15 protein-coding genes are annotated in these 26,370 nt (G+C 36.1%); all 15 read right to left on the reverse strand.

The window, feature by feature from the left end:
* Nucleotides 1–32 precede the first annotated feature (32 nt).
* Complete coding sequence (locus AC1Q7L_RS05340; RefSeq protein ID WP_492306707.1) at nt 33–2,069, reverse strand: alpha-glucuronidase; 2,037 nt, start codon at nt 2,067–2,069, stop codon at nt 33–35.
* 181 nt (nt 2,070–2,250) lie between these two features.
* Nucleotides 2,251–3,216, reverse strand: coding sequence for a glycoside hydrolase family 43 protein (locus tag AC1Q7L_RS05345; protein WP_492306708.1), 966 nt, complete (start codon nt 3,214–3,216; stop codon nt 2,251–2,253).
* Between the two features lie 123 nt (nt 3,217–3,339).
* Complete coding sequence (locus tag AC1Q7L_RS05350; protein WP_492306709.1) at nt 3,340–4,455, reverse strand: endo-1,4-beta-xylanase; 1,116 nt, start codon at nt 4,453–4,455, stop codon at nt 3,340–3,342.
* 82 nt (nt 4,456–4,537) lie between these two features.
* On the reverse strand, nt 4,538–5,980 hold the full coding sequence (locus AC1Q7L_RS05355; RefSeq protein WP_492306710.1) for an MFS transporter: 1,443 nt from the start codon (nt 5,978–5,980) through the stop codon (nt 4,538–4,540).
* A 113-nt stretch (nt 5,981–6,093) separates the two neighbouring features.
* The gene (locus AC1Q7L_RS05360; RefSeq protein WP_492306711.1) at nt 6,094–7,998 is read right to left on the reverse strand and encodes a sialate O-acetylesterase; all 1,905 of its coding nucleotides are present in this window, start codon (nt 7,996–7,998) and stop codon (nt 6,094–6,096) included.
* Nucleotides 7,999–8,059: 61 nt separating this feature from the next.
* Nucleotides 8,060–9,769, reverse strand: a complete 1,710-nt coding sequence (locus AC1Q7L_RS05365) for a GH35 family beta-galactosidase (RefSeq protein ID WP_492306712.1) — start codon at nt 9,767–9,769, stop codon at nt 8,060–8,062.
* A gap of 527 nt (nt 9,770–10,296) precedes the next feature.
* Complete coding sequence (locus AC1Q7L_RS05370) at nt 10,297–11,349, reverse strand: aldose epimerase family protein (protein ID WP_492306713.1); 1,053 nt, start codon at nt 11,347–11,349, stop codon at nt 10,297–10,299.
* Nucleotides 11,350–11,397: 48 nt separating this feature from the next.
* Complete coding sequence (locus AC1Q7L_RS05375; RefSeq protein ID WP_492306714.1) at nt 11,398–13,911, reverse strand: glycosyl hydrolase 115 family protein; 2,514 nt, start codon at nt 13,909–13,911, stop codon at nt 11,398–11,400.
* A gap of 29 nt (nt 13,912–13,940) precedes the next feature.
* Nucleotides 13,941–15,635, reverse strand: a complete 1,695-nt coding sequence (locus tag AC1Q7L_RS05380; protein WP_492306715.1) for a glycoside hydrolase family 43 protein — start codon at nt 15,633–15,635, stop codon at nt 13,941–13,943.
* Nucleotides 15,636–15,906: 271 nt separating this feature from the next.
* Entirely contained in the window at nt 15,907–16,722 is an 816-nt protein-coding gene (locus tag AC1Q7L_RS05385) for an SDR family oxidoreductase (RefSeq protein WP_492306716.1), read from the reverse strand.
* A gap of 107 nt (nt 16,723–16,829) precedes the next feature.
* Entirely contained in the window at nt 16,830–18,005 is a 1,176-nt protein-coding gene (gene uxuA / locus AC1Q7L_RS05390) for a mannonate dehydratase (protein WP_492306717.1), read from the reverse strand.
* A gap of 259 nt (nt 18,006–18,264) precedes the next feature.
* Nucleotides 18,265–20,208, reverse strand: coding sequence for a RagB/SusD family nutrient uptake outer membrane protein (locus AC1Q7L_RS05395; protein ID WP_492306718.1), 1,944 nt, complete (start codon nt 20,206–20,208; stop codon nt 18,265–18,267).
* A gap of 11 nt (nt 20,209–20,219) precedes the next feature.
* The gene (locus AC1Q7L_RS05400; RefSeq protein ID WP_492306719.1) at nt 20,220–23,099 is read right to left on the reverse strand and encodes a SusC/RagA family TonB-linked outer membrane protein; all 2,880 of its coding nucleotides are present in this window, start codon (nt 23,097–23,099) and stop codon (nt 20,220–20,222) included.
* A gap of 332 nt (nt 23,100–23,431) precedes the next feature.
* Nucleotides 23,432–24,760: a xylose isomerase gene (gene xylA, locus AC1Q7L_RS05405; RefSeq protein WP_410690093.1), complete on the reverse strand. Its 1,329-nt coding sequence runs from the start codon at nt 24,758–24,760 to the stop codon at nt 23,432–23,434.
* A 111-nt stretch (nt 24,761–24,871) separates the two neighbouring features.
* Entirely contained in the window at nt 24,872–26,356 is a 1,485-nt protein-coding gene (locus AC1Q7L_RS05410) for a xylulokinase (RefSeq protein WP_492306720.1), read from the reverse strand.
* Nucleotides 26,357–26,370 lie beyond the last annotated feature (14 nt).

The following is a 26,370-nucleotide window of genomic DNA, read 5'->3' on the forward strand; positions in this document are numbered from 1 at the left end:
AAATCACGAAGAATGAGTTGCCTTAATTTTTTTTAATTATGATGTTTAAGATCTAGTTTTATCTTTTTCAGATCATCCAGTTCATGAACAGGTCTTTCAATATCGTACGGAATCGGCATTTTTGAAAACGTCTGAAAATATAGTAGACAAGCATCTTTCCACCAAACAGCGTCTTTCGACTGAATTTTTAGTTTTGACTGAACTTGTTTAAATCGTTCAGCATCTACATAAGGTTCCATTTTATCCCAAATTTTCTGATATTCTCGAACATTTTTCACGCCTGAATCATATTTAAAACACAATTCTTCCCATAACGTTTTCCCATTTTTCATTTGATAACTCCACGGAACATGATGAAACCAAAGAAGAAGATTTTCAGGACAGGTTTCTACATTTCCAAAGGTAGTATTTAATGGTGAAAAATATTGTGAAACGGCGTTGCTACCTGATTTTGTTCTGTCGAATCCTACTCCATTTTCATCGGCTTTGTGATAATAAACCGGCATCCAATCTGGTCTTCCCCCCGGAATATTTCCCCAAGGTTCAGGTCCGTAATGATGATCGAATGCAAAAATATGGTGCAAACCGAGCGGCATCATATAATCTACCGCAGTTTCTCTTGACGAAAGTATCATTTCTTTGACAGGATTTACAAATTTTTGATTATCTGTGAAAGTCATTTTAAGCCATTCATCAGCGATTTGTTCTGAACTTAATTCATTATTCCATGCTAATCTTCCGAAAGCATACCAATTGGCTTGTGCAAAGATATTTCCTGTCCAATTCGTATCTTCACCGATGTTAGCAACGCCAGCAATGGCCGTTATTTTATTATTTCTTAAACTTCCGTCTGTAATTTTGGCTACGGTTGAGCCTTTTCCATCTGCATAAGTATCACTTTCCAGCGTTTCTTTAAACAAAGGCGCCAGAAAAACCATGTGATTTGAAAATCCTAAATATTCCTGTGTAATCTGAAATTCAGCCATTTCTGAAGTCTTTTTCAATGCTCCAAATAAGGGATTAAATGGTTCACGAGGTTGAAAATCAATCGGCCCGTTTTTGATTTGAACAATGACATTATCCCTAAATTTTCCGTCTAAGGGAAGAAATTCCAAATAAGCCTGTTTTGCCCGATCTTCTTTGCTAGGACTGTACACAAAAGCCCGCCACATGACAATTCCACCAAAAGGCTTCAAGACATCGGCCATCATATTGGCGCCATCTGCATGAGTTCTTCCGTAATCTTGTGGTCCTGGTTGCCCTTCCGAATTGGCTTTCACTAAAAAACCTCCAAAATCAGGAATTAATTTATAGATTTCTGATGTTTTATCTTTCCACCAATTCTGAACATTTTTATTTAACGGATCTGAATTTTCCAGTCCGCCCAATACCTTTGGAGAAGAAAAGTTAACCGATAAATACACTTTAATTCCATACGGTCTGAAAATGCCTGCCAGAACTTTTACCTTTTGAAGATAATCTCTTCGGAGCATATTTGGGGAAGCATTTACATTGTTTAAAACAACAGAATTAATTCCTATTGAAGCATTTGCTTTTGCATATTCTTCGTATCTAGGCGAAATTTTATTAGGTAAATCTTCCCATTTCCAAAGCGACTTTCCCGCGTAACCTCTTTCTACACTTCCATCCAGATTATCCCAATGGTTCAGAATTCTTACATCATAAGATGGTTTTTCTGTTATGTTTAAATTATTGATATTGGATTTTGTCTGTTGAAGTCGGAGAATATGATACACCCCGTACAATAAACCACTTTCTTTACCCGCAGAAATAATGATTTTATCTGAATTTGACTTGATGATATAGCCGTCTTTCAAATGTTTCAAAGATTTTTCCGTGCGAAGTTCTACTGCCTGACCTTGCCAATACGTTGTTAATTCCTTTTTGGCAATTTCAAGCGTTGGATTTTTACCTTTTGAAATAATTTTATCCGCTGAAATTCCGTTTTTAACATTTGGAAAGCGAAGCCATAGTTGACTGCCATCTTCTGCGAAAAAGCTTAATGGAAATAAAAGAAAAACGATAATATAAACACGGAAATTTTGCATTGCTAAATATTTGAAATTGGTTGAATTATTATTGGGGCATCAAGTTTAAGTTTTGGCTAAAGCCAATTTGAATGTCTTTCTTTGTTTAAACGGGATAAAGCCCGTTTCTATTGATATTTACGCCATAGGTTTCACCTAAGTCTATTGATATTGAACCCTTCGGGTTCTGTGGAATTGGTAATTATTCCAGACCTTCAATTGTTTTGAAAGTTCCGTCTTCGTTGTATTCCAGTTCAACGACTTTCATGCTTCGAAGCCATGTTCTTCCGCCACTTAGAACAGAGTCGTGGAAAAACAAATACCATTTTCCTTTAAACTCAACAATGCTGTGATGGGTTGTCCAGCCTACAACCGGAGTCAAGATTACGCCTTGGTACGTAAATGGGCCGTAAGGATTATCTCCAATCGCGTAACACAAAAGATGAGTGTCTCCCGTGGAATAGGAGAAGTAATATTTGTCATTGTATTTATGCATCCAAGACGCTTCAAAAAATCGATTTTCATCTCCATGAAGTAAAGGATTTCCATTTTTATCAAGAATTAAAATATCTTTCGGCTCTTCCGCAAATTCCAACATATCGTCACTTAATAAAGCTACTTTTGAAGGAATTGCAGGTTCATTTTCATTAGGAATTACTGCAGATTCTAATGCTTTGTTATTTCTGTAGCGTTGTAATTGTCCGCCCCAGATTCCACCGAAATACATATAGTGTTTCCCGCCTTCTTCAAAAATACACGGATCAATGCTGTAACTTCCCATCATCGGATGTTTTTCAGGAATGAAAGGTCCGTAAGGTGTATCACTCACCGCTACTCCGATTCGAAAAATATCATTTTTATCTTTTAATGGAAAATACATATAATATTTCCCGTTTTTAAAAGCCACATCACAATCCCACAACTGTCGACCCGACCAAGGAATATCTTTTATCGAAAGGGCAACGCCATGATCTGTGATTTCACCGTTTTCAATATCATCCAAAGAAAAAACATGGTAGTCATTCATGTCGAAATGATCACCGTTGTCATTTTCTTCGATTCCGCTTTCTCGGTCGTGGGATGGATAAATGTAGAGTTTTCCTTCAAAAACATGAACGGATGGGTCTGCCATGAAGTCTTTTGGGAATAGGTATTTTGATTTGTTCATTTTTAAAGTTTTATCTTTTTAGTGTCTTTTTTTAACGCAAAGGGCGCAAAAATTTTTATTAATATTGAGAATATTTTAAGTTCACAAAGGCGTTTCACTTAGCTAAGAGCGCAAATTTTAATTCTATTTAATTTCCGTTGATAGTTTTATAATTTTTTCGACAATAGGTTTTGCTTTGTACTGATGGTCAAACAATAAGGGATAATCTGTTCTGCCTTTTATAGGAAAATCATTTTTCCAGGATTGAGCATCTGTCAAGCCCCATAATGTTACTCTTCTAATGTCTTTTTTGTGTTTTAGAAATAATTGGAAGAAATCCAGATATCTTTTTTCCCATTTTGCTTGTACATCAGCAGGAAGACCTTTTTTGTAGGGATTCATTTTTTCATCATACTCTACTTTGTCCGCAATATTTGCGGAAGTTCCCCAAGGTGAAGGAAGCGCACTGATGTCTAACTCCGTAATATTGACTTTTACTCCACTTTCGGAATAAGCAGCAATCGCTTTTTCATATTCATCAATCGTAGGAGAATCCAATCCAATATGAGCTTGCATTCCTACTCCATCGATTCGGATTCCTTTTGATTTTAAATTTTTCACTAATTGAGTGACTATTTTCACCTTATCTGGATACCATTCATTATAATCATTGTAATATAATTCTGCACCAGGATCGGCTTCCTGAGCATATTGAAAGGCTAAAGGAATAAATTCTTCACCCAAAATTTCGTAAAACTTAGATTTTCGGTAAGAACCGTCTTCCATAATGGCTTCATTCACTACATCCCAGCCTTTTACTCTTCCTTTATAGCGGGAAACAATGTTTGTAATGTGGTTTTTCATTCTCTGTTTTAAAACTTCAGGAGAAACATTTTTACCGTTTTTATCAACGAAAAACCAATCCGGAGCCTGAGAATGCCAAATCAAAGTATGTCCGATAATGAACATGTTGTTTTTCTCTCCAAATTCAACAAATTTATCTGCATCATCAAAGAAAAACTGTCCTTCCTGAGGTTGTAAATACATACTTTTCATGCAGTTTTCAGCCACAATAGAACTGAATTGATTTTTGATAATCTCTACTGATTTTTGATCCGTTCCGTGAATCTGTTCCAAATTCATCGCCGTTCCAATATAGAATTTATCATGGAAAGCTTTTCTTAAGGAAGTATCAGCCTTTTGAGCATAAAAACTTGAAGCTGCAAACGTTATTAATCCTAATATAATAATGCGTTTCATTGTATTTCGTTTTTTATCAAACCTAACAGGTTTTGAAAACCTGTTAGGTTTAGGTTACGTTTAATCTGAATTTAATTAGAAATTATTTTCTTCTTTCAGCTAAATCTTTTTCAATTTGCACTTCCATTTTTTTATTGATTTTATAAAAGAAAAGCAGTCCACATGCAAGGAAAAAAGGAATAGCGGGGAATATACTCACCAACATTTTAGCACCTGTTGCAACCGTTTCAGGCTGAATGATATTTTGATTTCCTTTTGTAGAAATATAACCGTATTTCCCAATAATTAAAGCGACTAATGAGCTTCCGATGCTCAACCCTACTTTTAATCCAACCATCATCGCAGAGAAAATAATGGCGGTTGCTCTTCTTTTATTTTTCCATTCCGAATAATCGGCTACATCGGCGATCATTGCCCATAAAATAGGCGTACTGATTCCGTAGAAGAAGCCGTGTACGATTTGTGATAAAAACATCATTCCAACTGCTTTTGGTGGAAATAAAATAAATATCAAAACGAATAATGTTGAGATAAACAAAGATGCCATAAACACGTCTCTTTTCCCGTATTTATCGGCAAATCTTTTAGAAAATGTAATTCCCACGATCATCATAATGATTCCGCCTGCGTTGAATAAACCAAATCCTGCAGATTTTGCATTTTCACCAAAAAAATTCATTCCAATAGAATCAAAAAATGAAGTAATTGGAGAAATAAAATTCTTCAAACTCGCTTCATCCACATAATTATTAAAGTAATAGACATACGAACCTCCTTTCATCGCTAACGTAATGAATATCAAAGCCGTAACCGTTAGCATAATTATCCAAGGTTTATTTTTAGATAAATCTTTTAAATCGTCTTTTAAGTTTGATTTCTGATCAGCATTCGGAACTACTCTTTCTTTTGTAGTGAAAAAAGTAATCAATAACATTACACTTCCGATAATGGCTAACCATGTCATCACAACCTCAATTCCTGCTGCTTTATCGCCATTTCCAATTGATAAAATAATCGGCAACATGAAAACCTGAACAAAAAACTGTGAAAACATCACCGCTACAAAACGATAAGACGAAATACTATTTCTTTCGCTCATATCACCTGTAATAACGCCACTTAACGCCGAATAAGGCAAATTATTTGAAGCATACAAAAGCAATAATATGGAATACGTAACCGCAGCGTAAATGATTTTCCCTTTATACGAGAAATCCGGTGTACTGAAAGCCAACATTGCCGCCACGCCAAGCGGAACAGCCGTAAACAAGATCCACGGACGGAATTTCCCCCATTTTGTCTGTGTTCGGTCTGCCAACGCACCAATCAGCGGATTGAAACCAAAACCCGCGACCAATCCCACAATCAACGTAATGACTGAAGCATCTTCAGCTTTTAAGCCATAAATATCAGTATAAAAATACGCCAGATAGGTTACCAAGGTCTGAAACACCAGATTGGCAGCCAGATCACCTAAGCTGTATCCTATTTTTTCGGCGACCGATATTTTTTGTGAATTGTTCATATAAATTTAGATTTTAGACAATAGAAGTTAGATATTAGACTAAAAAATAGTCCGTTAAAATCTAAAGTCTATTTTGTTTATATATTTTATTGATTCGATTTTATTTCTGCTAATTATTCTGTTGTGAAAGGAGATGCGGGTAAACTGTTTTTATTTTTCAGATTTCCTTTCGGATTGTCTGCCCAAGCGTATCGAACTGCGATTGGATCTTTAATTTCATCATTCCAAACGATGATTTTATTGCCTCCTATTTTTGCTTGTGCCCATTTGAAAATTCCGTCTTTACCTTTGATAGCAAAACCTTTTAATTCTGAAACCTTAGAAAAATCATCTGTCCCTTTTTTGAATGAAAGAATGATTTTATTTCCATCAATTTTCATGGATTCATAAACAGGACTGTCTGCGATAATTTTGTTGTCAAAAAGTGTTTTCTGAGCTTGTAACGACAATCTTTTCCCGACCTCTTTTTTGTTTAAAGGATGTATATCATTCCATTCGCCAATATCGATGGTAACGGCAAGTCCGGTCTTTGGAATGGTTTGGGAAACTTTTCTTTGCTGTTCTCTTAATTCTGCCCAATTGCTTTCTGTAGGTTCAGATTTTGATTCCATAAAATTGGCTAATTGAACAATGAAAAAAGGTAAGTTTTTCTGATTCCATTTGCTTCGCCAATCTAAAATCATGGTTGATAATAAATCCTGATATTCCTGAGGTTTTGTCGTATTGCTCTCACCCTGATACCATAAAATTGCTTTTATCGAATATTGAATTAATGGATTTAACATCGCATTGTATAATCCAGTTGGTTTCCATCTAATGAAGGTTTGTCCAGGCGCCGATCGGTTCATGATGGCTCCAATTTTGTATTTCCATTCTCCTTTTAAATCAATTTTTTCTGAGCCGATTTGTAAAAAGTAATCTTTGTCTTTTATAAATTCTCCTTTACCGCTTCCGTTGGTAATTCGAACTGCAATGATGTTTTTACCTTCCTTTAAAACTCCCGCAGGAATATCGTACCAGCGTGGAGGATATTCGTAAGTAACATTTCCTACTTTTTTTCCATTAATATAAGTTACATCAGCATCTTTGATTCTTCCTAAATTCAGAAATACGGTGTTTTTTTCAGCTCCTTTTGGAAGATAAATTTCTTTTCTAAACCAAATACTTCCATCAAACGGTTTTTCCAACTCTTCCCAAGAACCGGGAACATTCATTTTTTTCCATTCTGAATCATTCAATTCTGGTTTTTCCCAATGATTAGCGATTCCGGTATCAAGTTGATCTAATTCTGCATACCAATTATTGCTCAAGCTTTTTTCAGCAGATTCGGTTTGAGAAATTAATTCATCATTTTTCCACTTTTGAGCTTCCATAAGATATTCGGGATATTTTTTAAGTGAAGCTTCATCCATCCAAGCCTGAATTGGAGAACCGCCCAAACTCGAGTTAATAATTCCCACCGGAATTTTATTATATTGATACATTTCTTTTGCGAAAAAATAGGCAACCGCAGAAAAATTTTGAATGCTTTGAGAATTGGTTTCTTCCCAAATTCCAACGTCTAAATCATTCTGAGCGATTTTAAAATCATACTTTTGAGGAACCGTAAAAAAGCGAATATTGCTATTATTGGCATTCTGTAATTCCTGCGGATACAACGTTTTTACCCTTCGCATCGGAAGTTCCATATTAGACTGACCAGAGCAGAGATACACATCTCCGATCAAAATATTTTTCACGGTAATTTCATTGATGCTCATGGTAAAAGGTCCACCAGATTTCATTTCAGGAAGCATGATTTTCCAGTTTCCCAAATTATCAGCAACCGTATTATATTTTTTATTTTGAAAATTGACTTCAACTTTTTCTCCAATATCAGCTTGTCCCCAAATCTTTAGTTTTTGGTCGCGCTGTAAAACCATTCCGTCTGAAACTAAGGTGGGAAGTTTGATTTTTGCATCAACAAAACAAATGCTGATGAAGAAAAATATAATGTTGAAAAGTTTAATCTTATTCATTGTTTTTTCTTTTTAATAGGATTTTATCCTATTCTTTGTTAAATCGTTCCTTTGGGACTCTTTATTGATATTCATACAATTTCACATGAAGAATTTGGAAATCATCAACGCTGATACGAACGTGTCTTCCTTGGTGTGTCTGATCACCGTTTAGTCTTCTTATTGGACTCAATTTTCCGTTTTCATCAATGCTGATTTCGTCTACAGGGCCAATTCCTACTCTTTTTCCGCCACCCCAAATATTTTGAGCCTGATTTTTTCCGCCTTGAGCCGCGAAACCATCTTCACCCAAATCTTTAGTTTGAATTTCTTTTTTCTCGTTTTCCTTTTCAAATTCCACGACAATTCCACTTCCTGCAATGATGAATTCATCTTTTGCCAGTCTTAAAATTAATCCTCCGCCTTCTGGCCAGATGCTTCCATCTTTTGCTCGAGCATCCCACGGAAGACTAAAGAAATGTTTTGCCGTAATTTTTAAGTCATCATAACTGATGATACGTTCTGTATTTTTTTGATCAAACAACAATCCTTTTGACTGTCCTTGCCCTTGATATTTCGTCAGAATCGGCACCAATTGTTTTAATTTTGAATAGGCTTCAGAAAGTCTTTTGCTTCCTGATTCAGAATTATTTTCGATCGAAAATGGACTGTATCCAATCGCATCATGTTCCCCAAAAGCATAGAAAGCCTGCACCCCGTTATTTTGAGTCATTTTGATCTCAGGAACAAACAACGGATTGTTGTGAAGCCTGTATTTTGCAGACCAGCTCGTAAAATCTCCATCATATAAATCCGGAGAAAGCATATCTATACTCGGCGCTCCGGCATGCCAAATATCAATTAAATGTGCCAGCGGCCCACCTGCAGGGTACTCTCCCGGAAGTCTGTTTCTGCTGTTCATTGCTGCATTGACATACAACGGAATATTATGAATGGAACGAGCCGTTTTTGCTAAATTTTCTACATATTGAGCGTAAGAATAAGCGGTAAACAGTTCATCTGTATACACATCATTTCCGAAGATTTCCTGCCAGTTTCCTTTGGTTTTAAAACCTTGTTTACCCCATTTTTCAATCAGTGAAGAATGAAGTTCTTTTTTATTTTTAGTTAAAAATTTTATCAGATTTTCAGAAACCTGCGAATTAAATATTTTATCAGCTTCTTCAGAATAATCGCGAGCACCTTCCAACATTCCGATTTCGTTTTCAACCTGAACCATAATTACCGTTCCCTGCGTTTTATCAACCACAGAAATATGCTTTATTAATTCACCAAAAACTTTGTTATCAGCTTTCAAAACATTTTCAGAAAAAGAGCTCGCAATCTCCATCGGCTTTCCTGCTTTTGAATAGGCTCTCGGGTATTTTTTGTAGTCTTTTTTAAACCAAAGCGGAGCATAACAGCTCATCGAATTTTTATAAGAGCCAAACCATAAAAAGACAACTTTAAGATTATTTTTTCTTGCCTGATCGATTGTTTTATCCATTAAACTAAAATCAAATTTTCCTTCTTCCGGCTCAATCAAATCCCAATAAGCAGGAACTAAAACAGTGTTCAATCCCATTTCCTGAAGCTTTGGAAAATCTCGTTCAATATCCTGAAAAGATGATGCGGAAGAATTTCCCAACTCGCCACCTAAAATCAAAAATGGTTTTTTATCCACGACAAGCTGTGTCGCAGTTCCTTTTTTCTGCAAACGAGGAATTTCCTGCGCCTGTGTGAAAAACGAAAGAAAAATTCCGGAAAGGATAAAAGCTTTATTTATATTCATAATTAGGGATATTTGATCTTAATGACTATTTTATTAAATTCATCAAAAAATTAAATAATACTTAAAAACATTTTCTAATATTCATTTTAATTAAATAAATATTTCAAGTTTTTTAAAAATAAAAGAAAGTATCTATATATAAAACTGTTTTTGTAATGTGAATATTTTTGCAGTCAAATTCTAGAAATAAATCATCAAAAAAATTCATAAATAACGTCTGACTTATCATTAAAAATAAGATTAGACCAAACATTTAAAAACCTTAATTCTGCATTGGAAAATACATTCACAAATATTTTAAACTTCGAGTTCAAAATTTAATAGAACAGCTTATCATATTTTTAACAATAACCGTCATCAATTTGAGCTTTAAAGTGACTCAATTAGCGGAGAATAACTTTAACATTAATTTAACATTTATTTCACGTCATTTTAATCGATTTCAAGCAAAATTTTCAATGATCGTTCTGTTAAAAATCCCTGAAAACCGATACTGCAAGTCCGAAATTCAGAGGTTTAATATTATATTATTTTACTGAAAATTGATAAACAGTTTTTGTTGAATATATTTCTCCCGGTTTAAGCTCAACAGAGGGAAAAGAATTCCTGTTTGGAGAGTCCGGAAAATGCTGTGTTTCCAGACAAATTCCTGTCCGTGGGTTATTTTTTCCACCCGTTTTTGTTTCAAATTTTCCATCCAAAAAATTCCCTGAATAAACCTGAATTCCCGGCTGATCCGTCAATACATCTAGCTTTCTGCCTGTTTCGGGATGATAAAGCGAACCTGCCGATCTCATTCCATTTCCGTTCAAAACCCAGCAATGATCATAACCATTTGCTCGTTGCAACTGTTCATTATTATCATTAATATCTTTTCCGATTTCTTTAAAATTTTTGAAGCCAAAAGGAGTTCCTACAACATTTTTTAAATCATTTTCCGGAATAGACGATTTGTTAATGGGAATAAATTGATCGGCATCAAGCTGAAGCTCATGATCCAAAATTTCTCGTGAAAAATCCCCCGAAAGATTGAAATAAGAATGATGCGTCAAATTGACAATCGTAGGCTGATCAGTCATTGCTTCATAAGAAATTTCGAATGCATTTTGATCTGTTAAAGTGTAAAAAACAGTCGTCGTAAGTTCTCCCGGATAGCCTTCTTCACCATCTTCACTGATGTATGAAAGTTTCAATGTTTGAGAATTTGGGAATATTTCAGCATTCCAAACTTTTGAAAAAAATCCTTGACCTCCGCCATGAAGATGATTTTCACCATTATTTTTATTTAGATTAAAAATTTTTCCATTTAAACTAAATTTTCCGTGCGCAATTCTGTTGGCAAATCTTCCGATAATTGCTCCGAAAAAGTAAGAATTTTCATTAAAATAATCTTCAGGATTTACAAAACCTAAAACTACATCTTTATAATTTCCTTTTCTGTCAGGAGCTGTAAGTGAAACGACGATTCCACCGTAATTAATAATCTCGGCTTTCATTCCATTTTTATTGGTCAAAGTGTATTTCTTTATTTGGTCGCCATTTTTTGTTATTCCAAAATCTGAAACTTTAATTTTTTCCATTTTTTGAGTGATTCTTGGTAATTTTTTATTTAGATATTGAATTTTATTTTAATTGCTACTTTCGGGAGCACCCAGATATGAAGACTTCAATCCGCCTGTATTAATCAGGATTTTTTCTAAAACAATTCCAGCTTCCAAAACCTTAAAACGCAAAGTATGTCTACCAGATTTAGTTATATTATGTTTCGTAGCAGATTTTATAATATGCTCTGACTGCCATTGTCCCAATTCGCCGCGATAATGTTCATTAAAATTGACAATCTGCGGTTTTTCTCCATCAAACGAAATTTCATATCGAAGTCCTTTGTTATTATTAAAATTGAGCGTTGGAGCGAGTAATAATTGAACCTCAAAAGTTCCTGTTGAAGAGAAATCAACATCATATTCCAGATAGATATTTTCATTTTCTTTTGGATTAATATTTTGAGGAAAAGTGGTAATTCCGGACAACGTTTTTCCAAAATCGGGAATGATTTTCCACTGAATTCTATCTGAATTATTCTGACGTGAAAAATTTTCAGCTTCAATGGAAATATATCCGTCCTTTTCCTTAAACACTTTATTCTTTACGCTTTTGGAAACATAAACAACTTCAGGCATCGTATTTTTATCCGGCTGTTGCCAATTTGTGTAACCAATTCTTGTTTGATCCATCATATGCTGCCATTTTCCACCAGAAATTTTATTGTTGTATTTATCTTGTAAAATAGAATCATATTCAAAGTTTTTCTTCGCTTTATCTGCAAAATCATTAGCTTTTATATCTTTTTTAGAGGCTAGCTGATGGTTTTTTGCCACATTAAAATAAAGCTCATACAAATTACTGCAGGCATCGATCGGATAAAGAACCAATTGAAAATAAGCATCTTTATATTCATTAGGAATCTCATTATACAACCTGTTTGCATCGAGCGATAATTTTTGATAATCATTCACAACCGTTTCAAACTCATTATAATTTTCAAGGCTATAAGTTTCAGAATTTAAGGTTTCTGGGGTTACACGACGATTGTATTTTGCGTATAAATTGATCATTCTAGCGATTTCTTTAGAATATTTTTCGCCAAATTGTTCTGAACTCCACTTTTCAGTGTATTCTAATAAATTATCTGAGTTGAATTGTTTAGGATTCCAAGCCATATCCATAAAGAAATTGATGGGAAATTCCATAGGCTTTAAATCTCCTACATTTACCACCCACAACTTATTTACTTCATGTTCGTAAGTCAAATTCATTTGCTCCCAAACTCTTTGGATTGGGCTGATATTGATCCATTTCGAATTTCTCGGTCCGCCCACATAATCAAAATGATAATACATGCCGTAACCGCCTTTGTGTAAAGGTTTAGATAGGTTCGGGAGCTTTCGGACATTCCCCCAATTGTCATCACAGAATAATAAAATTACATCATCCGGAACGCGCATTCCTTCATCATAATAATCCTGAACTTCTTTATATAAAGCCCAAACCTGAGGTGTTTTTTCTGCTTTTTTTCCTGTAACTTTTTCTATGATTTTTCGTTGATCCTTTACAATATTCTCCAAAAGCGAAATATTGGTTTTATCTCCCATTGCTTCATCTCCGTCACCACGCATTCCAACTGTGACAAGTTTTTCCCAGTTTTTGCTTCGTTCGATTCCTGATTTCCAGAATTGTTGAAGAACTTCTGAATTTTTAGTGTAATCCCAAATATTCGGTAAATTATTCTTTTTGATGTATCGATGCCAATCGGTTTGTGCCAACGCCATTGGCTCGTGATGTGAAGTTCCAATGATAATTCCCATTTCATCAGCCAATATTCCGTTTTCGGGATCATCGTCATAGAAAGCTTTTCCCCACATTGCAGGCCAAATGTAATTTCCTTTTAAGCGAAGAATTAATTCAAAAACTTTTTCGTAAAATTTAGAATTAATTCCTCCAAAAGTTGCTCTAGCCCAACTTCCTAGTGAAGGTTCTTCATCATTTAGGAAAATTCCGCGATATTCTACGGCAGGCTCATCGTCTGTGTAAATTCCTTTTTTAAAATAGATATTTTCCTTTTGCTTAACGGGAACATCCGCCCAATAATACCACGGAGAAACACCGATTTGCTTTGAAAATTCATAAATTCCGTAAATAGTTCCACGCTTGTCACTTCCTGCGATAACGATCATTTCTGAAACGCCGTTGAAATCTTTTATATTCTGAATGATAAATTTTTCACGTTTACCTTTTAGTTCATTTTCATTAATTTTTTTCTTTTTGATCAATTCATCAATCACCGAATTTGTTCCGACAGTTCCGATGATAATTAAGGGAGATTGAGAAGTTGAAATTTGATTTAAAAGATTGGGAGAATCACCCGTTACTTTTTGAAAATCAGTCTGAAGATTATTAATGGCTCTTAAAATTCCTTTATCAATTCCTTTGTTTGAATAGAATGAAATTTTTGTCGATTTATCTTTCAACAGAATAGTTTCTGAACTTTTTTCTGTGGTGATAAATGGCTGTGTAGATTTTATCTTAATTCCAAAGAATAAAATAAAAACCAACATTGTGATTGACTTAAATAAAGAATTCATACTATTTAATTTGTGAATTAATAAAAAAACTAAGGCTGAATATCATTCGATAAAGTTGAGTACAAACCAATCAAACTGCCTGTAAAACCACCAGCAACATCCGTTGATAATATGTCACCCGAAACCTTTCCGCCTAGATTGATGAAATTATTTCCGTCCAAAGAATAATTAAATTGATAATCATCACCTTGAGCAATTACCTGAAGCTTTATATTTTTCGAAACTGAAATTTTTTCACTTTTGAGAAGAGTAGAATTTCCTTTTTCTGTTCTTTCCAATACCAAATAGAAGTCTTTATCTTTTTTTGTCAATCCAAAAACATAATTAAAATTTTCACTTTGATAGCAAGTAATTCCGGCTAAATCTTTTCCTGATTTTGGTTTAAAATCTAAATTTACCGTTGCTTCAAAAGAAGTGTGCTGTTGCCTATGAAATAATGCAGAAACAGGAGCTTTAGCCTTAATATTAGTTGTGAAAGAATTAATTTTCACTCCATTTTTAGTCACATTTACAAAATTTTCTCTTGAACCTCGCATGGCAATCCATCGGTCATCCAATTTACTGTTTAAATGATCTGAAAAAGTGAAATTTCCGTTCGGGAAAAATCCGTTTTGACCTGTTTGGTTTTTAACTCCGTTTGGCATTTTTACTTTGGGCTTCATCGGAACCAAACCGTTTTGGAAAACAGGATATGTTCCACTCCAATCTACGGGAAGAATAAAGGTTTCGCGACCCGTATTTACACGATTTTTTTCGTTGGGACGGATGGCAAGAAATACACAGTAATACTTTCCATCAGGAGTTTCTACTAAATCTGCATGACCCGCCCAATCTACTTTATCTTTTCTGTCTTTGGGGAAATATCTCTGAGTCAAAATAGGATTATTTTCAGCAGGAATAAACGGACCTTTCGGGCTGTTGCTCATAAAAATTACTTCACTGTGATTGCCTCCTGTTCCGCCTTCCGCGCACATCAGAAAATATTTCCCATTCTTTTTGTAAAGATGCGGCCCTTCGATCCAGATTGGCTTTTGAGTGATATCTACTCCACCATTGACGATAATTTTATCGCTTCCGGCAATAACCTGGTCTTTTTCCAAATCATAGTCCCAAATTTTGATCACGCGGTGACCACTGTATTGTTCTGCTCCCTTTGGTGGCGCGTCATTATGAACGATGTACGCTTTTCCATCATCATCAAAGAAAATGGAAGGATCAATCCCATCAAAATTTAGTTTTTGAACTTCACTCCATCCTTTTTTTGGATCTTTAGTTTTTACCATCATATTTCCGATTCCGTTCGCAATCTGAGTGGTAACCATATAAAAAGTGTCGTTATATTGATTATATTTGATATCAGGAGCATAAATTCCCTCAGAAAATCCAGCTTTTTCTACTTTCAATTGAGAAGGCCGATCCAACACATGACCAATTTGCTTCCAATTCACCAAATCATTAGAATGAAAAATCGGAACACCCGGAAACATTGAAAATGAAGAATTTACCAAGTAATAATCGTTTCCTTTTCTCGTTATACTTGGATCAGGATAGCAACCCTGAAGAATTGGAGAATAGAATTCATCTTCTTTGAGAGGATTATCGTTGTATATTTTGTCGTTTCCTTTGTAAATAAAATCTGAGAAAATTTGTGCTGAAAAGTTTTTAGAAGAAAATAAAGCTAAGATAACAATCAAAGCAGATTTACTTAAAGCTAATTGATTCATATATTATTATAGTTTTTATAAATTCTTTTCTAAGTTCTTTTGTCTTGAAACAAAATGAACCAAAAATTCAAGACTGGAATCTTCCGCTAAAAATTAAAATTTACTCCTAAAATTCCCAACACTCGTGCGGATTTTACATTTGTTCTTCGTAAAAACATTTTGTCCCGCACTCAAACAGTGGGAATTTTTTAACGGATTAAATTTGAATTTTCTTAATGCTCCAGCTTCCTAGGTCATTTTTTGTAACTATATAAAATTGATTGTGATTAATTTACACCCCGCTGAAAGCACTGAAACCACCATCAACAGGCAATAAAGCACCTGTAATAAAACTTGCAGCATCCGAACAAAGGAACTGTACAGCTCCGTTCAATTCTTCAGCATCTCCGAAACGTCCCATTGGCGTTTTTGCGATGACTTTTTTGCTTCGATCCGTTAAAGAACCGTCTGGATTTAATAAAATTGCGCGGTTTTGATCTCCAATAAAAAATCCCGGAGCAATCGCATTTACGCGGATTTTATCCCCAAATTTCAATGCTACATCCGAAGCCAACCATTGCGTAAAATTGGTAATCGCTGATTTTGCAGCAGAATATCCCGCTACCCTCGTAATAGCAGAATACGCTGCCATCGAAGAAATATTAACGATACTTCCGCTTCCCTGTTCTGCCATCACTTTTCCGAAAACATAGCTTGGATAGACGGTTCCGTTGATGTTGAGATTGGTTACCTCATCCCATCCATCCAAATTCTGATCGAAAAATGACTGATCGGGAGAAAGTGTAGCCGTAGGAATATTTCCACCCGCAATGTTGAGCAGGATATCTATTTTACCATATTTTTCAAGGATCTTTTTTGATGCTGATTCAAGGCTTTCGATATTCATGACATTGGCTTCAACGGCAAATGCATCACCGCCAGATTGGGTTAATTCTTTAACTCTAGCATCTAATGTTTCCTGATTTCTTCCCAAAGCCACAACTTTTGCACCTGCTTTAATGAAACTTTTGGCAAGAGTTCCACCTAAAACGCCGGAAGCTCCTGTGATGATGGCGACTTTGTTCTTTATGCTGAATATTTCGTTCATTGCTCTATAGTTGTTGGTTGATAGTTAATGGTTGATGATTTTTTGATCTTATGAATTTGATAGGATTGCATCCTATCCTTTGTTAAGTCGTCCCTTTCGGGACTTTCCTAGTTTGATTTTATTTCGGTTTTTACGGCTGCCATTACGCCTTCGATTTGTCCTAGAGCAAGCATTCTTCCTAAAAATGAATAGCCGGGATTGTAGCCTTTATCAATATCATCGGTTAATAATCGACCATGATCGATACGCATAGGTAAGGTTGGATTTTCTTTTTCAAATATTCTAATTACATCGATGATTTTTCCTCTGCCTTCTAAATGATGGGCTTCAATAAAATCTCCGTTTTCGAAAACATTGGTGCTTCTGAGGTGAACGAATTTTGTTCGGGAAGCATATTTTTGAGCCAATTTTGGAACGTCGTTTTGCAATCCGGCGCTTAGAGAACCTGTGCAGAACGTCAATCCGTTATGGGGATTGTCGACGGCATTTAAAAACCAGTCGATGTCTTCTTCGCAAGTCACGATTCTTGGTAAACCTAGTAATGAAAACGGTGGATCATCGGGATGTACGCACATTTGGATATTCCATTTTTCACAGACAGGCATTATTTTTTCTAGGAAATATTTCATGTTTTGACGAAGCTGATCTTTATCAATTCCGTCATATAAAGCCAATAAACTTTTAAAAATAGCTACCGGATTTTGATCTCCTTCTTTGATATTTCCATTGACGAAGCCTTGCGTTTTAACAATGATTGAATCAATTAAATCGCTTTTTTCTTCCTCTGTGATGGTCTTTTTTAATTCTTCAACTTTACTAAGAATTTCAGAAGTGTAATCTTTTTCGGCTCCTTCTCTTTCTAAAATGTAAATTTCAAAATAAGCGAATTTGGCCTTATCAAAATATAAAGATGACGAACCATCTTCCCATTGATGATAAAGATCGGTACGCGCCCAATCTAAGACAGGCATAAAGTTGTAACAGACGGTTGTAACGCCTACTTTTCCGAGATTTTCGAGACTTTTGATGTAATTTTCGATCAGCTGATCTCTGTTTTCTCCTCCATATTTGATGGATTCGCTTACGGGAAGGCTTTCTACGACCGACCAGCGAAGTCCGAAACTTTCGATATAGTTTTTATATTCATTAATGGCTTCCAAAGACCAAATTTCTCCATTTGAAACGTCATGAAGCGCTGAAACAATGCCTTGAACACCGATCTGACGAAGCATATTTAATTTAATCTTATCCTTTTTACCAAACCAACGCCATGTTTTTTCCATAATTTTTGATTTTCAATTTTATCTAAATCTTTTTTTGAATATCTGCTTTATTTTTTTTAACGCAAAGAGACACAAAGATTTCTTTGAATTGCTTTATGTTTTTAAGTTCGCAAAGGCGTTCTACTCAGCAAAGTTTACAATAATAATCCTTTGTAAATATTCGTTATTTTTAAGCATCTTATTCATTAAACAAAGCAGGCGGGCCGAATCGCCTACTTTGTTGCTGATATGAATGTAAAAATTTTATTTTAAAATCTATCTAATATCCCGGATTTTGATAAGCCGCCAATTCTGAAGAACTCATATCCATGGCATCCATCTGTCCTTGGGGAATTGGTCTTAAATACAAATAATTCGGTATGTTTCTGGTGTACGTCTGAGCGGTATGATTTCCAACTGCGGTTCCTCCGATGCTGTATGTTTTGGCAATATCACTCCATCTTTGAGTTCGTACCAAATCAAACCATCTGTAGCCTTCGCCATAATATTCTCTTGATCTTTCAGCTAAAATATAATCTATAGTTATCGTTGAAGGCGTTGCAGCGATCATTGCACCACTGTTATCTTCCACTTTTGCTACATTTCCGTTGTTGTCCCAACGCCATTTTCCGGCTCTTGCTCTGATCACATTAAGCAAATCTCTTGGACTCATTGCTCCCGAGGCACCTTTTACCGCTGCTTCTGCTGCTATGAAATAGAATTCTGAGAATTTTGCAACAGGAAACGGACGTGTAATTCCTCCGTTTGGTTGTCCAAGACCAGTTCCGTTGTCGGTTCTGTAGGTTCCTATTTTCCAAAGATTTGGATAAGCGTATCTGCTGATTCCGCTTGGTGCAATTACATAATCTGCTCTTCCCGGAAGAACTCCTGCGCCGACGTTGCTTTTGTAGACTGAATTAGAATAATCAATGGTTTGAGCAGGGTCATCATTTAAAAATGTAAGAATCGCGCTTCCCGGTTGTACTGGTAATCCATTAGCATTGTACAATGTCGGCGTTGAAATTCCGGCTTTGTTCCAATTTCCGCGGAAAGTTGTTACAAAAGTACCGTCATATCTTGAATCCTGAGTTTTATTGGCAAATGTATTTTTCACCACTTCAATGGTTGGAGCCATTGTTTTCCAAGGCCTTCCGTATGCTTGGGCAGCCTCTCTCTGTACAGTTCTTACAGGAGAACCTGTCCATAATGGGCTTTGAGAACTTTCAAGGAACGTGTAATCCCAAGTCGTCATCCAAACGGCAAAATTTCCCGGAGAAGCGCCTGTGTTGTATGAATGGCTTGATCCATCATAATATTCGCTTGATTCTGTGTGATCTGCATAGAGAAGCATTTCTTTATTTCTATCATTCTGAGCTAAATTCACATCGTAATATGTTGACTGTAAACCGTATGCTCCCGGTGCATTGATACCTTGCAAAGCAATATCATAAGCTTGTTGGAAATACCATTGCGCATTATGACCGTTGGGATCTACTCTATCCGTCTGAGGATAGGTTGGAATTCCGTTTGGATTTTGAAGCCACCATCCATAAGTAAGATAAGCTTTAGCCAAAAACAATCTTGCCACAGTTTTCGTAACTCCGCCTGTAACGCGAGCTCCTACAGGTAAATCCTGAACAGCTTTTATTAAATCAGGAAATATTACTTTAGTATAAACCTCAGAAACCGTATTTCTTTTTGAACCTCTGAAAGTACTGATGTTAAAAGCCAATTCTCCTGAACCTAAGTCTAATGGAACTCCTCCAAATGTCTGAGCTAACATAAAATAATCAAATGCTCTGAAAAATCTTGCTTCTGCAATAATTGCATCCGAGACACCAACTCCTGAACCTTTTTGGATCACTCCGTTGGCGGTATTGATATTTCTGAAAGCATTATTCCACAAAACATCGGCACGGCTGGAAGATGGGGTTAAATTTCCCGCTCCGGACATGTCCATATCCTTGAAATTATTGTCTCCGGCGTGACCGTAAGTGTATTCGTCGGTTCCTGTTTCGCAGGCATTTAACCAATATCCGTTTCCGTAAATGTATCGTAAATGAGCGTACATTGAGGTAACTCCTCCTAAAACTCCGGATTCTGTCTCAAAGTATTGCGGTGTATAAATATTTCTCGGTTCTTCTTCCAATATATCTGAACAGCTTGAAAGTACTACGGTGCATAGCAAAATTTTTGCGGCTGTATTTATTCTGAACTTTTTCATTTGATTAATTTTTAGAATGTTAAGTTTAAACCAATCATATAGTTTCTAAGAGACGGTGTGTTGGTTCCGATGGTTAAGAATCTTGATGGAATCTCGTTGCTGACTGCCTGATTTTCGTTCCCGTAGGAATTCGTTTCCGGATCCATTCCTGAAGCCTTATGATAAGGAGAGAAAAATACAAATGGATTGGTTATTGTTGTATACACCCTCATTTTGCTGATTCCCGCTTTTTTGAACACTCCCTGCGTAAAATTATATCCTAAAGTAATTGTTCTGATCTTAAGATATGAAGCATCAAAATAAGCCAAAGTACTTCCATATCTCGGATTATTATTGCTTTGATAATGTCCCGGTCTTGGGTAATAGGCATCGGTATTTTCGGGAGTCCAGTAATCAACGTCTACGTTGTTTCTTCTTCCGCTTAACATATTCAGATAACTTGTATTTCCGTACAATGTGCTGATCAAAATACCTCCACTTTTGAAAGCTCCAACAATGCTCAGATCAAAGTTTTTGTATGCCAGTCTTGTATTAAATCCACCCTGAAAATCAGGATCTGTATTTAAAATCTGTCTGTCTTCAGCGTTGATAGCTCTCACAGGCGATCCATCAGGATTATAAGCTCCTGTGTATAGCACTTTAATGGAACCGATTGCTTCTCCCGGAATATTGGTAGGTTCCAAAATATTCATATAAGGATCACCTGCCTGCCACAATCCGGTATACTGATAATCATAAATTGAATTGATCGAACTTCCCACAAACCACCAATTGGCAACATCTCTTGTAGCTCCCGAAGATAATGAGGTGATTTTATTTTTGTTTGAATAGAAATTAACCCCAAAATCCCATGAAAAACCATTTGGATTGCTGATAATCGCTCCATTTAATGATATTTCAATTCCTTTATTGCTTGTAGATCCTACATTTCCTGTGTAGCTTCCTACTCCTGAAGTTGCCGGTAATTTAACATCTAACAATAAATTTTTAGTATTCGTCGTATAATATTCTACTGTACCTGTTAATCTATTGCCGAACAGTCCAAAATCCAACCCATAATTAAGCGTTTCCGAAAACTCCCAACCCAATTTTGAATTTGGTAGCGTAGAAACATAAGTTCCGATAGCATTGGTATTTCCGAAGTTATATGGTTCTGTTGTCAAACGTCCAAAAGTAGAATAAGGAGCTACAGCCTGATTCGAAGTTTCTCCATATCCGAAACGCAGCTTTAAATTATTAATAACTTTTGAATCTTTTAAGAAATTTTCTTTAGCAACATTCCAACCCGCGGAGAATGCATTATAAATGTTCCATTGATATCCCGGCGCCAATACTGAAGAAGCATCTCCTCTGATGGAAGCCGTAAACATATATTTTCCGTCATATTCGTACATTACACGTCCCATCCAGGATTTAAGACCTCTTTTGTAATACCCTTGATTATCTGGATTAATGGTAATTTCACCCTGAGCATGACCAAGATTGTAAAACTGAAACTGATCCGTCGGAATGTCTCTTGCCGTGATATATGAACTGTTAAATGTTCTTTGCTCCTGAGACTGTAAAGCGACTACATTCACTTTATGTTTGCTTGCAAAAGTTCTGTCGTACGTTAAGATATTTTCGTTTACCCAATGCGTCAATAAAGAATTTCCGATAGAAGCTGTTGATAAATTATTAGGCTCTGAACTGAAAACTCCTTCTCCTGTGTAGCTTCCTGTGTTTGTAGTTTTAAAGTTTAAACCAACATTTGTTCTTAATGTCAAACCTTTCACCCACGGAATTTTAAATTCACCGAAGAAATTATTGTAAGAACTGAAAGAAATTGCTTTATCAATCCATGCATCACCTAAATTTTCGATACCGTCTCTTGTGTACACATATTGAGTATCTGCAGACATCACAATACGCTCTTTTTGACTTCCATCTGCTCTGTAAGGATTCGCAACAGGAGTTGAGCTCAATGTATTATAAAGCCCAAGATTACTGCCTTTATTCACTGTATAAGCATTGTTTGTCGTGATCCCAACCCGGAAATATTTACCCAAATCCTGATCAAGGCTTCCTCTTAGATTAAATCTTTCAAAATTTTGTCCGGGAAGAACAGATTGTTCGTTGTAATAACTCATTCCAAAGTTGTATGAGCTTTTTTCCGTACCTCCGGAAATACCTATATCGTGATTGGTAACAATTCCGTTTTTATACATTAAATCCTGCCAATCTGTATTGGTATCTCTGGATTCATCGGCTCCATATTGCGTGAAAAGTCCTGCATCATCACGAAGTTTCATGAATTTCTGCGCATCCATCATCGGATATTTAGAAAAAACAGACGTAATTCCTGTGTACGTATTATAAGTAAAAGTTGCTCTTTGGTTTTTTCTGCCTGTTTTAGTTGTAATTAAAATTACTCCATTCGCTCCTCTCGACCCATAAATTGCCGTTGCAGACGCATCTTTCAAGATATCCATACTCTGAATATCGTTCGGACTGATATCTGCCAATGATCCCGGAAAAGGAATTCCGTCCAAAACAATTAACGGATCATTATCTGCCGTCAGAGAGCGCGTTCCTCTGATTCTTATCTGCATCGGAGCTCCAGGTTTACTGGAAGTCTGGGCAATATCAACTCCGGCTATTCTCCCCTGCAGTGCCTGGCTGACATTCGCAGAAGGCACTTCTCTCATCACATCACCTTTCACAGAAGCTACAGACCCCGTTACGGATTCTTTTCTCTGTTTTCCATATCCTATTATAACAACCTCATCTATCTTCTTCTCTTTTTCAACAGTATCTTTTTTAACCTGGGAATACACTAAGCCAGAAGGCAACAAAGCCATTGCAAAAAACAATGCAGCCTTATTTGTTTTGGCAAAATAAAATCGGTTCATAATTATTATTTTTAAAAATTAGGGTTGAATAAAAGGGCTGTTAATAGACTTTTTTAAACTTTTTTATTTTAACCACAAATCGAAGATTCGACGGAGTCAAAAGACACAAAAGATTAACTTACTGCATTTTAAGTTTATCGATAAACTGCAAATAAGAACACATAAGATTAAAAAATCTTCGATTTTCATTCTTTTGATTAACTGTTGTTTTCTAATAATTTAAAACAGTTAGCTATTCAAATAGCTTTTGTGGTTAAATTTTAATAGTTTAAATAGGCTCACTTATTATAATTTGTAAAGATCCTTAGTGTTTAGCAGCCTTTTTACTGATATTAGATATACATGTTCACGATCGCTTCAAACAATTCCTGTTTTCCGCTTTTTGGCTGAGGTTCGCCTGTTTCGTGGGCAATTCTCTGAAGATCTTCCAATGTAAGATTTCCGGTTTCGAACGCTTTTCCGTTTCCGTTGTCGAAAGAAGAATAACGGTCTGTTCTTAATTTTTTATAATCTGAATTTTCAAGAATATCTGCAGCAGCCAAAAGTCCTTTTGCAAAAACATCCATTCCTGAAATATGAGAGATAAATAAATCTTCCGGATCTGTAGAATTTCTTCTGATTTTTGCATCAAAATTTACTCCACCATTTCCTAAACCTCCCGCCGGAAGAAGCACCAACCAAGCCTGAACCATATCGTAATAATCAATCGGGAACTGATCTGTATCCCAGCCATTCTGATAATCTCCACGGTTTGCATCGATACTTCCTAAAAGTCCTGCATCAACAGCAGCCTGAAGTTCATGTTCGAAAGTATGACCTGCCAAGGTTGCATGGTTGACTTCGATATTTAATTTAAAATCTTTATCTAAACCGTAATGTCTTAAAAATCCGATCACCGTTTCAGAATCGTAGTCGTACTGGTGTTTTGTAGGCTCCATCGGTTTTGGTTCGATCAGGAAAGTCCCTTTGAAACCTTGCTGACGCGCATAATCACGAGACATTGTAAGGAAACGTGCCAAATGATCTTTTTCACGCTTCATATCTGTGTTTAAAAGGCTCATATAACCTTCTCTTCCGCCCCAGAAAACGTAATTTTCTCCGCCAAGAGCAATCGTTGCATCGATAGAATTTTTAACCTGAGTTCCGGCACATGCAACTACATCAAAATTGGGGTTGGTAGAAGCTCCGTTCATGTATCTTTCATGTGTAAAAACGTTGGCTGTTCCCCATAAAAGCTTGATTCCTGTTTCCTGTTGCTTTTGTTTTGCATATTCAACAATAGTTTGAAGATTTTTTTCGTAATCTTTCCAATTGTTGGCAGGATCTACCAAATCAATATCGTGGAAACAGTAATATTGAAAGCCTATTTTAGACATAAATTCAAAACCTGCATCCATCTTTTGCATTGCTCTTGAAACTGCATCACTTCCTGCATCCCAAGGGTGGTGAATCGTTGGTCCTCCAAATGGATCGCTTCCGTTTGCACATAGCGTGTGCCACCAAGCCATTGCAAAACGCGTCCAGTCTTTCATAGGTTTTCCCATGATGATTTTTTCTGCGTCATAATAGCGAAATGCCATTGGATTTCTGCTTTCTTTACCTTCAAATTTGATTTTGTCTATTCCCGGAAAATATTCCTTTGTACCTGTTAAAGTGCTCATATATATTTGTTTTAAGTTTTAATTAAATTTTAAAATTTTGCGTAAGAATTCCCTGCTCACTGATCTGGAAAAGGTCAGTAAGTACAATGGAAAACTCCGTTGTAAGGTGGATTATACTATTTCGTTAAGATGTCTCGTCCATCTTGAGTAGGCTTCTAAATATTGATCTCTTTTTTCGTGTTCAGGCTCGATGACGGCAATTTTTTCGAGGGAAGAAAAGGCTTCTTTAGAATCGGCGTAGAATCCTATTCCCATTCCTGCGGCTCTTGCAGCACCTACCGCTCCGTCAGTGTCATAAAGTTCAATCACCGCATTGCTCACACTGGAAAGCGTTTGACGGAAAATCGAACTTAAAAACATATTGGCATTTCCTGCACGAATTACCTGAATATCCATACCGATATTTCTCATGATATCCATTCCATATTCGTAGGAAAATACGATTCCTTCCTGTGCTGCGCGAAGAATATCTCCTTTTGAGTGAATGTTAAAATTAATTCCGTGCATCGAACAGCTTGTATCTTTATTTTCTAATACTCTTTCTGCTCCGTTTCCGAAAGGAATGATGCTTAAACCCTTAGAACCGATGGGTGAAAGTGAAGCCAAATCGTTCATATCTCCATAAGAAGACAATGAGGTCGCAAAATTGTGTTTTAACCAAGAATTTAGAATTCCGGTGCCGTTGATGCATAATAAAACACCCAATCTGGTCTGTTCAGGAGTATAATTGACGTGTGCAAAAGTATTTACTCTTGATAATTTATCATATTCAAGCTGATCTAAAACCCCATAAACTACGCCTGAAGTTCCTGCTGTAGAAGCAATTTCCCCCGGATTGAAGACATTTAATGACAAGGCATTATTCGGTTGATCTCCCGCTCTGTAAGAAATCGGCGTTCTTTCTTTTAAGCCTAATTCCTGAGCAGCTGTGGCTGAAACAGTCGCCTGAATCCCAAAAGTTGGGATAATTTCAGGGAAAAAGCTTTTCGGAATTCCGTAATAATTGATGACATCTTCTGAAATACAATTGTTTTTAAAATCCCAGAAAATTCCCTCAGACAAACCTTCAATGGTCATCCCTATTTCACCGGAAAGTCTCATGGCGATGTAATCTCCCGGAAGCATTATTTTATCTATTTTTTCGAAAATTTCAGGTTCATTTTCTTTAACCCAGGCCAATTTTGACGCGGTAAAATTTCCCGGAGAATTCAATAAATGCGATAAACATTTCTCTTCTCCAATTTCCTTGAAAGCCTTTTCTCCATACGGAACAGCGCGGCTGTCGCACCAGATAATCGAAGGTCTTAAAAGGTTTTGATCTTTATCTACCAAAATCAAACCGTGCATCTGCCACGTAATACCAATTCCTTTAATATCTTCTGCATTGATGCCGGATTCATGCATGACAGCTTCGTGAGCCAGCTTTAAATTCAACCACCAATCCGTGGGATTTTGCTCTGCCCAACCGGGATTTACAGCAGTGATTTTCATCTCTTTTTTAGGAGAAAAATCTGATGCAATAATTTTTCCGCTGGATGCCTCAATGAGACAAACTTTTACAGAAGAACTGCCAATGTCATATCCTAGTAAATACATAATTTCAAAAAAGG

Source organism: Chryseobacterium sp. GW823-FHT05E08 (assembly GCF_058795655.1).

Coding starts and splice junctions, on each gene's coding strand:
- AC1Q7L_RS05365 (WP_492306712.1), bottom strand. CDS start 9,769: ATGAATATAAATAAAGCTTTTATCCTTTCCGGAATTTTTCTTTCGTTT.
- AC1Q7L_RS05385 (WP_492306716.1), bottom strand. CDS start 16,722: ATGAACGAAATATTCAGCATAAAGAACAAAGTCGCCATCATCACAGGA.
- AC1Q7L_RS05345 (WP_492306708.1), bottom strand. CDS start 3,216: ATGAACAAATCAAAATACCTATTCCCAAAAGACTTCATGGCAGACCCA.
- AC1Q7L_RS05340 (WP_492306707.1), bottom strand. CDS start 2,069: ATGCAAAATTTCCGTGTTTATATTATCGTTTTTCTTTTATTTCCATTA.
- AC1Q7L_RS05410 (WP_492306720.1), bottom strand. CDS start 26,356: ATGTATTTACTAGGATATGACATTGGCAGTTCTTCTGTAAAAGTTTGT.
- AC1Q7L_RS05380 (WP_492306715.1), bottom strand. CDS start 15,635: ATGAATCAATTAGCTTTAAGTAAATCTGCTTTGATTGTTATCTTAGCT.
- xylA (WP_410690093.1), bottom strand. CDS start 24,760: ATGAGCACTTTAACAGGTACAAAGGAATATTTTCCGGGAATAGACAAA.
- AC1Q7L_RS05395 (WP_492306718.1), bottom strand. CDS start 20,208: ATGAAAAAGTTCAGAATAAATACAGCCGCAAAAATTTTGCTATGCACC.
- AC1Q7L_RS05355 (WP_492306710.1), bottom strand. CDS start 5,980: ATGAACAATTCACAAAAAATATCGGTCGCCGAAAAAATAGGATACAGC.
- AC1Q7L_RS05400 (WP_492306719.1), bottom strand. CDS start 23,099: ATGAACCGATTTTATTTTGCCAAAACAAATAAGGCTGCATTGTTTTTT.
- AC1Q7L_RS05360 (WP_492306711.1), bottom strand. CDS start 7,998: ATGAATAAGATTAAACTTTTCAACATTATATTTTTCTTCATCAGCATT.
- AC1Q7L_RS05350 (WP_492306709.1), bottom strand. CDS start 4,455: ATGAAACGCATTATTATATTAGGATTAATAACGTTTGCAGCTTCAAGT.
- AC1Q7L_RS05375 (WP_492306714.1), bottom strand. CDS start 13,911: ATGAATTCTTTATTTAAGTCAATCACAATGTTGGTTTTTATTTTATTC.
- uxuA (WP_492306717.1), bottom strand. CDS start 18,005: ATGGAAAAAACATGGCGTTGGTTTGGTAAAAAGGATAAGATTAAATTA.
- AC1Q7L_RS05370 (WP_492306713.1), bottom strand. CDS start 11,349: ATGGAAAAAATTAAAGTTTCAGATTTTGGAATAACAAAAAATGGCGAC.